Here is a 14486-nt window from a genome sequence, read left to right on the forward strand (position 1 = left end):
GCTCCGGATCAGTTGGCCCACGGCGGAGTGATCCGGGTGCCGTCGGCCAACTCCGCCTCCAGGCCGATGGACGTGGTGACCCAGGAGATCGCGGTCTCCTCGGTCGGGTTCTCGACGCCGAGCGTCGCACCGGGGTTGATGATCACCGTGTCGCCCGCGGTGATGCGCTCGGTGCGGCCGTCGAGCGTGATCAGCAGCTCGCCGCCGAGCAGGTGGAAGATCTCCTCACGGTTGACGGTGTGCAGGGGGGCCTTCGTTCCGGCCGGGATCTCGCCGCGCCAGGCGCACAGCTCCTTGCTGCCGCTGAGAGGGGTGGCGTACGAGACGAAACGGGCGCCGTGGATCTCGTGGGTGACGGCTTCGGATGAACGGACGATGGGCAAGGTCTCTCCCCTGTGAAGTGGTCAAGCAGCTTGACTATATGGATTAATAGTCAAGCCGCTTGACCACTCTGTCAAGGGTGTTTCAATGCTTCCGTGCAGAACTCCGAGGCCGTCACCCTGTCAGTCGCCCTGCTCGCCGCCGCCGGCGAGCTGACTCAGCGCATCCACGAGGGTGTCGTCGCCCGTGGATTCGAGGGGGTGCGGCCCGCACACGGCTTCGCGTTCGCCCGGCTCGCCCCCGCCGGGGGGACCGTCACCGACGTCGCCGCGCACCTCGGGGTCACCAAGCAGGCCGCGAGTCAGCTCGTCGACGAGCTGGTGCGCAAGGGGTATGTCGAGCGGCGGCCGCACCCCGATGACGCACGCGCCCGGCTGCTGGTCCTCACCGAGCTGGGCTGGGCCTGCACGCGGGCCGCGGACGAGGCGGCGGCAGAGGCGGTCCGTCCGTGGGTCGAGCTGCTCGGTGAGGGTGAAGTGCGCGTGTTGCGTGATCAGTTGCTGCGCATCGCGCCCTATGGTCCCATCAGGCCCGCCTGGTGACGGTTCATCAGTAATAGTCAGCGTTATCGGACATTGTCAGTGTTCTCGAACGGCCTCAACTGACGCGCCAACTAACACTGCAAGTTTTTTACTGACGCGTAACTTCACACTTGCACTACTCGTCCGTAACTTGACGGGTGAACAGCATCCTCGTGATCCGGATCACAGGGCGTACGCCGTCGCAACTCCCTTGAGCCGCAAGGAGATCACACGATGCTGCCCTGGAAGAGAGCTCTCAGACCGCTGGCCGCCGTACTGCTGGCCGCCGCGGTCACCGCCGTCCCCGCAGCCGCCACCGCCCGGGCCGACTCCGCCCCCAGCACCGGCTGGAACGACTACTCGTGCAAGCCGTCCGCCGCCCATCCCCGCCCCGTCGTCCTCGTCCACGGCACCCTCGGGAACTCCGTGGACAACTGGCTGGCCCTCGCGCCGTACCTGGAGAACCGCGGCTACTGCGTCTTCTCCCTCGACTACGGCCAGCTGCCCGGTGTCCCGATCTTCAACGGCCTCGGCCCCATCGACAAGTCCGCCGGGCAGCTCCAGGTCTTCGTCGACCGGGTGCTCGCCGCGACCGGCGCCACGAAGGCCGACCTCGTCGGTCACTCGCAGGGCGGGATGATGCCGCGCTACTACCTGAAGTTCCTCGGCGGAGCCGCCAAGGTGAACGCCCTCGTCGGTATCGCCCCCGACAACCACGGCACCACCCTCTCCGGGCTGGCCAACCTGCTGCCCTACTTCCCCGGCGCCGCCGACGCGCTCTCCTCGGGTGCCCCGGGGCTCGCCGACCAGGTCGCCGGCTCCGCGTTCCTGACCAAGCTCAACGCCGGCGGGGACACCGTCGCGGGCGTCCACTACACGGTCATCGCCACCAAGTACGACGAGGTGGTCACGCCGTACCGCTCGCAGTTCCTCAGCGGATCCGACGTTCACAACGTCCTGCTCCAGGACCTGTGCGCGATCGACCTCTCCGAGCACGTGACGATCGGGCTCCTCGACCGCGTCGCGTACCACGAGGTGGCGAACGCGCTCGATCCGGCGCACGCCAGCACGACGAACTGCCTGTCCTAGCCCACCTGACCGGGGGAGGCTGTCCGGCCTGAGCCGCCGGACAGCCTCCCCCGTTCCTGCCGCCTATCGGCCGTGGCGGCCGCTCGTCGCGCGGCGCCGGACCGAGGCGAACAGCGCCGCGGCGCCGATCGCCAGGGCGGCCGCTCCGCCGATCGCGACGTACGGCGTGCTGCCGTCGCCGCCGGTCTCGGCGAGGTTCGCCGAGGCGCCCGCGGCCTCGGGCCGGTTGGCCGCGGTACCGTCACCGTCCCCGGAACCGGCGGCCGCGCTCGGTTCCCGGCTGGGCTCCGCCGACGTACTGGCGTCGGAGTCGCCGTGCCCGTGGTGCTCGACGGTCGACTTGTCGGCACCGTCCTCGATCTGCGCGTCGGAGGGTGCGGAAGCGGTCGGGGCCGGAGTCGGGGCGGAGCCGCCGGCCGTACCGCCGTCGGCACCCCCTTCGCTGCTTCCGCCGAAGCTGACGTCGGAGCAGGAGTAGAACGCCTCCGGGCTGTCCGAGCGCTGCCAGACCGCGTACAGGAGCTGCTTGCCCGAACGCTCGGGGAGCGTGCCGGAGAAGGTGTAGAAGCCGCCCGACGCGGCCGGATCGGTGACCGTCGAGACAGGGTGGTCCAGGTCCAGGTCGTCCCAGGCGAGCGGCTGCGTCGGGTCGTAACCGGCCTTGGTGATGTAGACCTTGAAGGTGCCCTTGTGCGGGGCGGTCACCCGGTACTTGAAGGTGTACGAGCCCGTGGTCACGCCGGTCGCCGGCCAGTCGGCGCGCGGCAGGTCGAGCCCTTTGAACTCGTCGCTGTTGGCGCTGCACAGTTTCCCGTCAGGGATCAGCTCCTGGTGCCGCCCGTTCGCGTCCCCGATCCGGATGCCGTTCCAGTCGTAGAGCGCCTGGGTGCCGCCCGCCGCGACGGCCGCCTTGCAGGCATCCGACCTGGGGCTCTCCGGGCCCTCCGCATAACACTGGGAGACCCGGCTGACGGGGTCGCCCATCGAGCCGTGCGCCGCCGCGGGCGCGGCGGCGAGCGCGGTCAGGGCGAGCGGGGCGATGCCGACGGCGGCGACCATGGCGACCTGGCGGCGTGCGGGCATGGGGAACTCCTAGGAACGGCCTCGATACGTGGGGTGAACCCGTGGGGGGTGATCAGCAAGCTAGCCCCAAGAAACCGTGAAATCGCCTGCTGGAGGCGGGGGATGGAGATCCTTATGACGCCGTTAAGGGAGTGCTCAGGCTGCGATCAGGTAGGTACCGTTCGGCGCATGACAGACGAGAAGATCCGGCCGGCCGTGGACGCAGACGTGGCCGCCGTGAAGTCGGTGACCGATGCCGCGTATGAGCCCTACATCGCGCGCATCGGTGTGGTGCCCGTGCCCATGGAGGCGGACCATGCGGCGAACGTGGCCGCAGGGCGGGTGTTCGTCACGGGGGAGCCCGTGATCGGTCTCGTGGTGGTCGAGGCGTACGAGGACCATCTGTTCCTCGACAGCATCGCCGTGCACCCCGACGCCCATGGCAAGGGCGTGGGGCGGCGGCTGCTGGAGTTCGTGGACGCACGCGCGCGTGAACTCGGTCTGCCCGAGGTCAGGCTCTACACCAACGCGATGATGTGGGAGAACCAGAAGATCTACCCGAAGTACGGATACGAGGTCGTGGAGCGTCGCGTGGAGGGCCCATACGACCGCTTCCACTACCGCAAGCGGCTGGCCTGACGGTTCCGGGTCTCGCGGCGGGGCGCACGGCCGCGACTCACCCGCCCGGCCACCAGGTGCGATGGATGTCCTTTCGGACCTCCGGTCGCTCGGCCGGACGCTCGTCGGCCTCCTCCCGCACACGCCGGGAGTCCGACTTCTTCAGGGGCTTCTGCACGGTCACACGGCGCATGGCTGCCTCCTTGTGCCTACCCGAGTTCCGCGGTTGCACGGAGGTAGACGCTTTCGGCGAGGGTTCCTCATCGGTCGCGGTCTGTCAGTGGCGGCCGTCACGATTCGATTGTCAGTGGCGGCCGTCACGATTCGATTGTCAGTGGCGGGTGTCACTCTGGGGCCATGACCAGTGACGACGAGATCAACGGCGACATCAGCAGCGGCATGAGCGGTGGCGTGAGCAGCGGTGCCGGTGTGGGGACGGACATCGACTGGGACGCGGAGTCCGCCGCCTTCGACGACGAGCCGGACCACGGGCTGCGCGATCCCGAGGTGCGCGCGGCCTGGGCTGCCCGGCTGCGGGAGTGGCTGCCCAAAGCCCCCTCCGACGTGCTCGATCTCGGCTGCGGCACCGGCAGCCTGTCACTCCTCGCGTCCGAGCGGGGCCACCAGGTCACCGGGGTCGACCTCGCGCCCCGCATGATCGATCTCGCCCGCGCCAAGCTCGCCGGGCGTGACGCGGTGTTCCTCATCGGTGACGCTGTGGCACCGCCCGTCGGCGAACAGCGCTTCGACGTCGTACTCGTACGCCATGTGCTGTGGGCGCTGCCCGACCCCGGGCGCGTGCTGCGGCACTGGTGCGGACTTCTGCGCCCCGGCGGACGGCTCGTCCTGGTCGAGGGCGTCTGGGGCACGGTCAGCCCGGTCGGCATACCCGCCGACCGCCTCACCGCTCTCCTCGCACCTCTTGCCGCGGACGTGCACCTGGAGCCGCTGTCGGACGACGCGCGACTGTGGGGACGGGAGGTGGCGGACGAGCGGTACGCGGTGGTCGCCGGCATGGCCGAAATGGCCGGCACGCACGGGCCTTAGGACACCAGCGCCTCGAAGTCGCCCTCGTGGGCGAGGCGTTCGAGGGTGTCGAGGGCGTTCTGTGCGGCGGCCGCGGCCTGCGGGTCCGTGGCGGACAGGCCGCTCGCCTCGAACTCGTCCTCGTCCAGCCGGAGTACGGCGGTGCCGTCGGCGGAGCGCCACAGGTCCAGGTCGAGGTCCTCGACGACCAGCTCGCCACCGGTGACGGTGGCCGGGCGGGTAATGTCGCAGTACCAGCCCTTCAGTACGCCCTCGGCATCGCGGACCTCCTTCACCGCGTACCAGCGGTCGCGCCAGTAGTACTCGGTGAAGACATCGCCGGGCTCGAACCGCACGAAGCCGAAGTCGCGGACCCCGTCGCCCGCCCACGGGGCGCGCACGGTGATCCGGGTGCCGTCGTCGGCGAGCAGCTCGGCGGGATAACGGATCTTCGTACGGCCCGCCTTGACCAGGACGACGTCCAAAGTGGCAGCTGTCTCAGGTGAGTTCACGGACATGGCGGACCTCCGTCGCGCAGATCTCGTAGCCGAACCATTTGTTGATCGCCAGCATCGGCCCGTTGCCGTCGTCGTTGCCGGTGAAGGCCTCGGTGAAGCCGGCGGCGCGGGCGCGGTGCAGGGAGTCGTTCTTGGCGAGCTTGGCGAGACCGCGGCCGCGATGGGCGCGTGAGGTGCCTGTCATCACCGTGCCGTAGCGGGTGGAGCCGTCGGTCCGGGCCATGCTGAACGCGGCGGGCCGGCCGTCGACGACCGCGACCGAGGTCAGCTCCGCGCTGAACAGGGGGTGGTGCCAGGTCTCCTCGAGCCAGGCCTCATAGTCCGTGAACTCGTGGGAGATGTCGCTGGGTTCGTCGGCCATGGTCTCCGCGTCCACGAGGAACAGCGGGCGCGGGTCGTCCGCGAAGTCCGAGCCCTTGCGCAGCTCCACGTCCGCCGGGAGTTCCTGGAGGGTCGGCAGGGTGCCGTTCGCCAGGTCCAGACGGAGGAAGTGCGCGGACCGGCTCGGACGGTAGCCGTGCTTCTCGGCGAAGGCACGGTTTTCGGGCGAGTCCAGGACCCAGGCGAAGAGCCTGGTCGCGCCGAGCGCGGCCAGCCGTCGCTCGGCCGTGGCGACGAGGAGCGCGCCGGCGCCGCGGCGGGTCCGCTCCGGGTGCACGTACACGTTGACGTAACCCTGGCCCGGATCCGGGCTGTCGTGAGCGAGGCCCACCTGCGCCGTGCCGATGATCTCGCCGTCGGCCTCGGCGACCAGCGGCTGATAGTGGGCGTCGGGGTGCGCGTGGAGGACGTCGTAGGGGACGGACTCCGGTGTGTGCAGCATGAAGGGGAGAGCCAGGTGCCGGACATGGGCGAAGCCCTCGGCGTCCTGCCGGTCGTCGGGGCGGAAGTCGCGAATGATCACAGTCATGAATTCGCACGCTACGCGCGCCGCGCGTGCGGGCGCCTCCTATTTTCACGGGGGCCGCGGCCTTTCCGAGGGACGCCGCGGCGGGTCATTTCCCCGGGGGTACGGGACAATCGCTCCGTGACGCTGAAGATCGACATCGAAGAGGGGGCCGCACCCTACGAGCAGGTGCGCGCCCAGATTTCCGAGCAGGCCCGGTCCGGCGCGCTGCCCGTCGGCTACAAGCTGCCCACGGTGCGGGGGCTGGCCGAGGAGCTGGGCCTCGCCGCGAACACGGTCGCCAAGGCGTACCGGGCGCTGGAGGCGGACGGGGTGATCGAGACGCGGGGGCGCAACGGAACGTTCGTGGCCGCCGCGGGGTCGGCCGCGGAGCGCGAGGCGGCCAACGCCGCGCAGGGCTACGCCGAGCGCGTGCGGCGCCTCGGGCTCAGCGAGGCCGACGCGCTCGCCGCCGTACGGGATGCCCTGCGGGCGGCTTACGGGGCCTAGGAGCCCGGGCTTGGCCCGGCCTGACTCGGCTCGGCCCGGTTCGGCACGACTCGGCTCGGCTAGGCCTGGGCTTGGGACTGTGGGTTGCCGTCTGCGGGACGGTGGGCCGGAGCGGCTACGGGAGGGACGGACCCGGGTTGCGCAGGGTTCGGCACCGCCGCATGCCGTCGCGGTGGTTGATCGCCGTCGCGGCGGAAAGAGGCCTTCGCCGTCCGGCAGGAAGAAGGCCTTGACGTCGTGGCCGCGAAGGCATCGCCACCGCGGCGGGAAGGCACCGCCACCGCGGCTGGAAGGAGCCTTCTCTGGCGGGGCGGAAAGATGACCTCGCCGTCGTGGCGGAAAGGCACCGCCGCCGTCGCCCCGGAACGGGGGCCGCCCCCTTGGTGACGCGCCACCGCGCCGCGCCTACCGAAGCAGCACCGAACCGCCCTCGCAGACGCCCGACCCCACCGAACCGCCCCTCACAGATACAACCCCGCATCCGCCCCCTCCCGAGGGTCCGGCACCGACGTCGGTGTCGTTCCTCGGCGCAGTGCGTACAGCTCCGCCAGGGTCGCGCCCTCGCGGCCGACGCCCTCCTCCGTGCCGAGCCAGTTCACCGCCTCGTGCCGGGTCAGTGCGCCGACCTCGATGCGGGCGAGGCAGCGGCCGGGGCGGACGACGGCGGGGTGGAGGCGTTCCAGGTCCTCGTTGGTGGTGACGCCCACGAGGACGTTGCGGCCCTGGCCCAGCAGACCGTCCGTCAGGTTGAGCAGCCGAGACAGGGCCTGGCCCGCCGTGTGCTTGGCCTCGCCCCGGATCAGCTCGTCGCAGTCCTCGAGGAGGAGCAGCCGCCAACGCCCCTTCCCCGTGCCGTCGTCCTCGCCGATCGCGATGTCCATCAGATAGCCGACGTCGGAGAAGAGCCGCTCCGGGTCGAGTACGCAGTCCACCTGGCACCAGTCCCGCCAGGAGCGGGCGAGGGTGCGCAGCGCCGAGGTCTTGCCCGTGCCCGGCGGGCCGTGCAGCAGCAGGAGCCGGCCCGCGATGTCCTCGGGGGTCGTCTTCATGAGGTGGTCCATCGCGCCGGCCACCGGTGCCGTGTAGTTGGCCCGCACCTCGTCCCACGTACCCGCGGAGATCTGGCGGGTGGTGCGGTGCGGGCCGCGCCTCGGCGAGACGTACCAGAACCCCATCGTGACGTTCTCCGGCTGCGGTTCGGGTTCGTCCGCCGCGCCGTCCGTGGCCTGGTCGAGGACCTTCTCGGCCAGCTCGGGGCTGGTGGCCGTCACCGTGATGTCGGCGCCGCGGTTCCAGCGCGAGACCAGCAGCGTCCAGCCGTCGCCCTCGGCGAGCGTGGCGCTGCGGTCGTCGTCGCGGGCCGAACGCAGCACGCGGGCGCCGGGCGGGAGCAGGGTGGCCCCGGACCGTACCCGGTCGATGTTCGCCGCGTGCGAGTGCGGCTGCTCGCCCGTCGCGAAGCGGCCGAGGAACAGCGCGTCGACGACGTCCGACGGTGAGTCGCTGTCGTCGACGTTGAGCCGGATCGGCAGAGCGTCGTGTGGGTTCGCAGACATGTCGCCATGATCCGTCACGAGAACGCCCCGTGCACCCGGTTTCCGCAGTGCGCGCCGCCTCGGAGCGGACCGGAGTCACCGGGTCGGCCGCACCCCGCGCACCGGATTCGCCCCTTCCCTCCTGTTACAGGGCTGTGCATATACGAAGCCTGTCCCACGGCCGATACACACGGATACTGTTGCCCTTGATGGGACGTCATGGGTGGAATTCGGGGGCACTGCGGTGGCGGCTCACCGCGCTGCTCGGCGTGGGGGTGGCCGCGCTGGCGCTGGTGGTGACGTTGCTCAACACCCTGCCCGGAGACGGTTCGAGCACCGCGGGCACGACCCGCGACGGCGACAAGGTGCACGGCACGCCGGTGGTGCCGCACGGAACGCCGAAACCCGAGGTGGGCTGGGGCTTCACCCACACCCAGTACAGCGCCGACGAGGGCAGCACCGCCGCGACCGAGCGCGTCGAGGGGCTGCTCAAGGGGCAGGGGCTGCCGCAGATCCAGCACATCATGGGCTGGGGCTCCGACAACCCCGAACCGGTCAAGGGGCGCTACGACTTCGAGGACATGGACCGCCGTATCGACTTCATCCGCAAGTCCGGCGGCACCCCGGTGGTCACCCTGTGCTGCGCGCCGGACTGGATGAAGGGCGGCAAGGCCGGCGCGGACAACACCGACTGGAGCCAGGACTCCCTGGAGAAGGCCCCGGACCGTGCGCACTACAAGGACTTCGCCGCGCTCGCCGCGACCGTCGCCAAGCGCTATCCGGACGTGCGCCACTTCGTCGTCTGGAACGAGTTCAAGGGCTTCTGGAACAACAGCGAGGCCCGCTGGGACTACGAGGGCTACACCGAGCTCTACAACCTGGTCTACAAGGCGCTCAAGAAGGTCGACAAGGACATCATGGTCGGCGGCCCTTACCTGGTCATGGACAGTCTCGACCCGAGGGACGGCGACGCCTCCAAGACCGTCAAGGGCCCCTGGGGCGCCATGGACCAGCGGATCCTGGACGCCTTCGACTACTGGAACAAGAACAAGGCCGGTGCCGACTTCGTCGTCGTGGACGGCTCCAGCTACACCAACGACGACGAGCTGCTGCCCGACGAGTTCGGCGCCACCGACAAACTCACCGCGGTCAGCCAGTGGGTGCGCGCACAGACCCGCGACCTGCCGCTGTGGTGGGCGGAGTACTACGTCGAGCCCGCCGACGGCAACGACGACCGCAAGGGCTGGTCCGAGAGTCATCGCGTCGCCGTCCAGGCCTCCGGAATGATCGCCATGGTCAAGGGCGGCGCCTCCTCCGGCTTCTACTGGAACCCGGAGGACGAGAAGGGCTCCGGCTGCGCGGGCTGCCTGTGGACGCCGACCTCGTCCGGCGACGGCGGAAAACCGCTTCCGATGTACGACCTGATCTCCCGCTTCAGCAAGGAGTTCCCGCCGGGCACGCAGTACCGGACGGTGTCGGTCGCCGCGGACGACGTGCCCAACGTCCGCGTGCTCGCCACCGACAAGGTCGTCCTGGTCGTGAACACCCTCGACCGGTCGATCAGCGCGAAGATCGACGGGAAACGGTTCGAGATGCAGGCGTACGGGGTGAAGTGGCTCCAGCGCTGAGCCGTTTCACCCCGTACGGTACGTCGTCTCCCGGCCCTATTTCATGGTCAGGAACCGCTGCACCAGCGAGGCCAGCAGCACCGCGAGCAGCGGCAGCGAGAACCAGAACGTGCTCTGCAGCCAGCGCAGTTGCCGCACGCTGGGCCGTACCGCGACCCGTACGATCTCGCGGGCCGTCAGCATCACGATGAGCGCGATCGCCGCGAGAGCGCCGACGACCGACCACGGCGTCCAGGTGACCTGGGGCCCGATCGGGCCGGGTTCGGCCTTCGGGACCTTGCCGGCGGGCTGCTTGCGCAGTGCGTACATCGTCACGTCGTCGTTGACGAGCACCTTCTTCAGTTCCTGCCGGTCGTCGAGGTTGTGGACGAGCCGCGCATCCCAGGTCGCCGAGTAGCCGATGTCCATCTGGAGATAGACCACCTGACTGCGGTTGATCATCAGATACGAGTTCGGGCCCGCATCCTTGAGCGCCTTGACGAGCCCCGACACCAGCACCGGGTCGGCGGGCGCCAGCGTCGGCACGTACTGCACCTTCTCCATGTCCCGCGCGCCCCACGGCATCGCGGGCGTCACGTTGTCGAGGGTGTCGTTGCTCAGCCACAGCAGCCGCACGGTCGGATCGTCGTGCGCGTACACGTAGTTCATGGCGGTGACCTCGCCGGGTCGGATCCGCTCGAAGGGCTCGTTGCCCCAACGGGCCACCAGGAAGCCGCCCATGAGGATCAGGCCCGCCATGAGGGCGGCGATCGGGGCGAGGCTGACGCGGTCCTTCTCGCGTTCCTTCGCGGTGATGCCGGTGCGCGGGAACAGGGCGAGACCGGCGAGCAGGGCCGCGCCCGGGAGGGCGAACATGAAGACGCGCAGGGCCATTTCGCCGCCGTACGACTGCATGCCGAAGCCCAGGAACGGCACGAAGGTGAGGACGAGCAGCGAGCGTTCGCGGTACTTGTGGTCGCGGCGCCGCCACCAGCCCCAGCAGGCGAAGGCCATCACGCCGCCGGCGAGCAGCACGCGCGCGTAGAGGACGAGTTTGTGACTCGAACTGCCGCCCTGGATACGGCCGGAGACGGAGGTCGACACATTGCTGCCGACGCCGCCGACCCCGCCGAACAGGTCATCGAAGTGCCCCGACCAGTACGGCTCGGCCATGAAACCGACCCAGACGGCCACCAGCACGGCGAACAGGATGGGCAGGCCGCGCAGTTCGGAGCGGCCGACCAGGACGAGCACCGCGAGGACGCCCAGCATCACGAACGGGGTGAGCTGGTGGGCGGGCACCGTCGCGGCGAACAGCCCTATCAGGACCATGAGGAGCACGGACCGCTGGCGCCGGTCGGTCGGCTCGACCTCCGCCTCGCCGGGCCGCCGCTTCGTCCACAGCACGCGCGGCGCCCGGAACCAGACGAGCAGGATCGCCACGAAGGCCAGATAGAGGAGGTACGTGAAGCCCTGCGGGGAGAAGTAGTCCTGGCCCACCCAGCCGCTGAGCACGAAGATCCAGATGCCGGTCCACTTGGCGCGCCAGCCCGCCCGCATGGAGCGCACCAGGAGGAACATCGGTGCGAGGTACAGGAGTTGGATGGCCAGCGGCCACCAGCGGATCACCTCGCTGAGGTCGGTGACACCGCAGGCCTTCGCGACGAACGCGGCGGCTGCGAAGAAGCCGGGCCAGCTCCAGCGCGCGTCCAGGTCGGGCACGGCCGAGCCGGTCCGGTCGATGTAGTCCATGAACCCGAGGTGCTGCCACGCTGTCGCGAACCGCGGCTCGGTCTCGATCACGGCGGGCAGCGCGTGCAGCGACACCACGGTCGCCAGCAGTGTGACGAGCAGCAGCCCCTTGTGCTCGCGTGCCGTCCACAGCAGCGAGGCGAAGACCGTGATCAGCAGGGCGGCTCCGACCAGGGTCGGCAGGGGGAGTACGGAGATCAGTCCGAGCCCGCCCATGCGGTCGAGGTCGGACTCGCCGAGGCCCAGCACGGGCACCCAGTAGAGCAGCAGCGCGGCCGTCAGCAGGCAGCCGAGGACCACACCGGGCCGGGTGGGGTGCCGCAGACGTTCCCGCAGGGACTGCGGAGGCTCGGGTGCGCCGGGCGGCTCCTCCTCCTGCGCGAACTCCCGCACGAACGCCTGTGCGGAGTCCCGTCCGGAGTCCCGTCCGGCTTCCCGCATGGGCTCCTGCGCGGATCCGTGCACGGATGCCAGTACGGACGCCTCGCCGAACGGTGCGTCCACCTCGGGCAGTTCGGCCGGTCCGAGCGACGCCTCGGACCCGGGTTCGCGTTCCTCCACGGGCAGGCCCACCCGCGCCGGCGGCCCGAGCGCCCAGGCCGGCCGGTGGTCGGGCCGGGCCCGGGGCGTCCCGGTGGGCGGGGTCCCGGGGCCCGGGCGGACGTCGGGGCGGCGCTCCTGGTGGTCGAAGTCGACGTGCACGCCGAGCGCGAGGGTGTCCGAGTCGAGGGCCCAGGCGGGCCCCCGCCGCGGCTCGCGGGACTTCGACGCGGGGACCTCGCGCGCCCCCAGGTCGGCGAGGTCCCCGTCGGGGGCCGCGGCCTCGGGCACCGCGGCGGGCGGAGCGGCCCTGACCGTCTTGTAGAGCTTCGGCGCCGCGATCGCGACGATCACCGCGAGGCTGGAGATCTCCGCGACGCCCGCGCCGGTCAGGCCCATGCGGGGCAGCAGCAGCACGGTCAGCCCGAGCACGAGCAGGCACAACAGGCCCTGCAGATAGGCGAGTCCGGAGGTGCGGCTCTGGGCGCGCAGCACCGCGAAGTACGTCTCCATCACGACCCGCAGCAGTGCGCCGACGGCGAACCAGCGCAGCAGGGGTGTGGCCGCGTCGGCGTACCCCTGGCCGAAGACGTGCAGGATGTACGGCGCCCCGAGGAACAGCCCGCCGCACACCGGCAGCATGAGCCGGGCCATCCGTTTGAGCGCCGCCCGGGTGTTGGCGGCGAGCCGGCTCGGATCGTGGGAGCCCTCGACGGTGAGCGAGGCGCCCATGTTGATGGCGAGCAGGTTGACCGTGCCGCCGATCGTGGTGGTGATGTAGAAGTACGCGTTGTCGGTGGAGCTGACCTGCGAGGCGACGATCACCGGGACGAGGTAGACCACGGCGAGTGAGAACAGCGAGCCGGTGTAGTCGCCCGCCAGGAAGCGCCCGATCTCCTTCAGCGTGGGCGGCTTCGCGTGGTCCTCGGTCGCCTTGATGTGCCGGGGGGCCAGTCGGCGGAAGACCAGGATGCCGAGCGGGATCACCGACATGGCGATCGCGGCGACCCAGGACACGAAGACGCCCGTGGTGGGGATCGCGGCGGCCAGGACGACCAGCAGCCCCAGTTTCACCGCGGAGAACACGGTGTTGCCCACCGGTACCCACAGCGCGCTGCGCAGTCCGGTCAGCACCCCGTCCTGGAGGGTGAGCAGCGACCACGCGACGACGGCGAGGATGAAGCCGAGGCCGTTGAGCGGCCCGTGCAGGAAGCGGTACGACGGCCCCCACGCGTCCAGGGTGAGCAGGAAGACCACGGCGGCCAGCGCCACGACCACCGAACTGCCCGCGTACGTACGGAGGATGAGCCGTGCGGTGTGGCGGCCCGCGACCGGGATGAAGCGGGCCAGGGCGCCCGTCAGGGTGACCGCGGTCAGGCCCGCGAGGAGCTTCATCGCGGCGATCGCGGCGGAGCCCTGTCCGACCGCGTCCTCGGAGTAGTAGCGCGCGGCGATCAGCCAGTACCCGAGCCCGAGCACCGCGGAGATGCCGGTGTTGAGCATCAGCGCGTACGCGTTGCGGAACAGCTGGTTGCCGCCCCCCGCGCCCTTGCCCCGGCCGGGCAGCCGGAGACGGCGCCCGGACTGCTGCTCGGGCGCCTCGGGCGCGGGCGACTTCGCCTGGGTTGTGGTCGTGTCAGACACGGGAACGGATGGCCTTCCGGCGGACCTGTCGTGCTCTTCGGATCAACGCGTACCCCTTGGTGAGGACGCGGTCCCTGGCGAAGTTGCGGGCGATCGCACGGCCTTCGACCAGCCGCTCGAACTCTTCGATACCGGTCGTACGGCGCACGGTGACCCGTTGCAGGGCGTACGGGCCCTGACGGCGGCGTGCCAGGCCGTTGCCGACGGCGAGCGACTGGGCGAAGCCCGCCTCGCGCACCGTGCGGCGCACCCGGCGGCTGGAATAGCCGTACGGGTACGCGAACGAGACGGGGCGGGTGCCCAGTTCGTCGGCGATGATCTCCTTGCAGCGCAGCAGCTCGAAGCGGAGCGCGTCGTCGTCGAGCTGGTCGAGCTGCGGGTGCGTGTGGCTGTGCCCGCCGATCTCTACCTGCGCGGCGGCGAGTTCGCGCACCTGGTCCCAGTCGAGCATGGTGTCGAGGCCGCCGCCGGTGTCGTACGCGCCGCGCAGCCAGCCCGTCGAGACGAAGAGCGTGGCGGCGAAGCCGTGCCCCGCGAGCACGGGCAACGCGTGCCGGTGCACGCCCTCGTAGCCGTCGTCGAAGGTGATGAGGACGGGGCGCGGCGGCAGCGGTTCGCCCGACCGCCAACTCGCCGCCAGCCGAGCCGTGTTCACCGGCGTGAACCCCTGGTCGGCGAGCAGAGCCAACTGCTCCGCGAACGCCTCGGGCGCGACGGACAGGGTCCGGGTGGCGTCGCTCGGCTCGGTCGCCACCGAGTGGTACATGAGGATGGGCACGGGGGCGTTCATCGGCCAC

General features: G+C 70.6%; 14 protein-coding genes. 6 read left to right on the forward strand and 8 right to left on the reverse strand.

The window, feature by feature from the left end; translation table 11 throughout:
* Window positions 1–8: 8 nt before the first annotated feature.
* The gene (locus AB5J56_RS35410; protein WP_369238893.1) at window positions 9–383 is read right to left on the reverse strand and encodes a cupin domain-containing protein; all 375 of its coding nucleotides are present in this window, start codon (window positions 381–383) and stop codon (window positions 9–11) included.
* Between the two features lie 93 nt (window positions 384–476).
* On the opposite strand from AB5J56_RS35410, the gene AB5J56_RS35415 reads away from it, so the two are divergent.
* Together AB5J56_RS35415 and AB5J56_RS35420 are read left to right on the forward strand one after the other, a co-directional pair.
* Window positions 477–923: a MarR family winged helix-turn-helix transcriptional regulator gene (locus AB5J56_RS35415; protein WP_369238895.1), complete on the forward strand. Its 447-nt coding sequence runs from the start codon at window positions 477–479 to the stop codon at window positions 921–923.
* 213 nt (window positions 924–1136) lie between these two features.
* Window positions 1137–1991, forward strand: coding sequence for an esterase/lipase family protein (locus tag AB5J56_RS35420; protein ID WP_369238897.1), 855 nt, complete (start codon window positions 1137–1139; stop codon window positions 1989–1991).
* A 63-nt stretch (window positions 1992–2054) separates the two neighbouring features.
* Here the strand turns inward: AB5J56_RS35420 and AB5J56_RS35425 are convergent, their stop codons facing one another.
* On the reverse strand, window positions 2055–3074 hold the full coding sequence (locus AB5J56_RS35425; protein ID WP_369238899.1) for a lytic polysaccharide monooxygenase: 1020 nt from the start codon (window positions 3072–3074) through the stop codon (window positions 2055–2057).
* Between the two features lie 168 nt (window positions 3075–3242).
* Here AB5J56_RS35425 and AB5J56_RS35430 point away from each other — a divergent pair, with 168 nt between their 5' ends.
* A complete protein-coding gene (locus AB5J56_RS35430) occupies window positions 3243–3692 on the forward strand; it encodes a GNAT family N-acetyltransferase (RefSeq protein WP_369238901.1) in 450 nt (149 codons plus the stop codon).
* Between the two features lie 37 nt (window positions 3693–3729).
* Here AB5J56_RS35430 and AB5J56_RS35435 read toward each other — a convergent pair whose 3' ends face one another.
* Window positions 3730–3864 carry a hypothetical protein gene (locus AB5J56_RS35435; protein WP_369238903.1) on the reverse strand — a complete coding sequence of 45 codons (135 nt, stop codon included), beginning with the start codon at window positions 3862–3864 and terminating at the stop codon, window positions 3730–3732.
* A gap of 206 nt (window positions 3865–4070) precedes the next feature.
* On the opposite strand from AB5J56_RS35435, the gene AB5J56_RS35440 reads away from it, so the two are divergent.
* Complete coding sequence (locus AB5J56_RS35440) at window positions 4071–4718, forward strand: class I SAM-dependent methyltransferase (RefSeq protein ID WP_369242992.1); 648 nt, start codon at window positions 4071–4073, stop codon at window positions 4716–4718.
* Here AB5J56_RS35440 and AB5J56_RS35445 read toward each other — a convergent pair.
* Window positions 4715–5215 (reverse strand): DUF402 domain-containing protein, encoded by a 501-nt coding sequence (locus tag AB5J56_RS35445; protein ID WP_369238905.1) that lies wholly within the window; start codon window positions 5213–5215, stop codon window positions 4715–4717. The genes AB5J56_RS35440 and AB5J56_RS35445 overlap by 4 nt on opposite strands.
* Window positions 5196–6125, reverse strand: coding sequence for an N-acetyltransferase family protein (locus AB5J56_RS35450; RefSeq protein ID WP_369238907.1), 930 nt, complete (start codon window positions 6123–6125; stop codon window positions 5196–5198). The genes AB5J56_RS35445 and AB5J56_RS35450 overlap by 20 nt, the downstream gene beginning before the upstream one ends.
* Window positions 6126–6242: 117 nt before the next feature.
* Here AB5J56_RS35450 and AB5J56_RS35455 point away from each other — a divergent pair, with 117 nt between their 5' ends.
* The gene (locus AB5J56_RS35455; protein ID WP_369238909.1) at window positions 6243–6611 is read left to right on the forward strand and encodes a GntR family transcriptional regulator; all 369 of its coding nucleotides are present in this window, start codon (window positions 6243–6245) and stop codon (window positions 6609–6611) included.
* A 461-nt stretch (window positions 6612–7072) separates the two neighbouring features.
* On the opposite strand, the gene AB5J56_RS35460 is transcribed toward AB5J56_RS35455, so the two are convergent.
* Entirely contained in the window at window positions 7073–8185 is a 1113-nt protein-coding gene (locus tag AB5J56_RS35460; protein WP_369238911.1) for a DUF5925 domain-containing protein, read from the reverse strand.
* A 170-nt stretch (window positions 8186–8355) separates the two neighbouring features.
* Between AB5J56_RS35460 and AB5J56_RS35465 the strand changes: the two genes are divergently transcribed.
* Window positions 8356–9774: a xylan 1,4-beta-xylosidase gene (locus AB5J56_RS35465; RefSeq protein ID WP_369238913.1), complete on the forward strand. Its 1419-nt coding sequence runs from the start codon at window positions 8356–8358 to the stop codon at window positions 9772–9774.
* Window positions 9775–9810: 36 nt separating this feature from the next.
* On the opposite strand, the gene AB5J56_RS35470 is transcribed toward AB5J56_RS35465, so the two are convergent.
* The gene (locus AB5J56_RS35470; protein WP_369238915.1) at window positions 9811–13689 is read right to left on the reverse strand and encodes a lipopolysaccharide biosynthesis protein; all 3879 of its coding nucleotides are present in this window, start codon (window positions 13687–13689) and stop codon (window positions 9811–9813) included.
* Complete coding sequence (locus AB5J56_RS35475; protein WP_369238917.1) at window positions 13682–14479, reverse strand: polysaccharide deacetylase family protein; 798 nt, start codon at window positions 14477–14479, stop codon at window positions 13682–13684. Before AB5J56_RS35475 ends, AB5J56_RS35470 begins: the two co-directional genes overlap by 8 nt.
* Window positions 14480–14486 lie beyond the last annotated feature (7 nt).

Source organism: Streptomyces sp. R21 (genome assembly GCF_041051975.1).
In the GTDB taxonomy this organism is placed as follows: Bacteria; Actinomycetota; Actinomycetes; order Streptomycetales; family Streptomycetaceae; genus Streptomyces.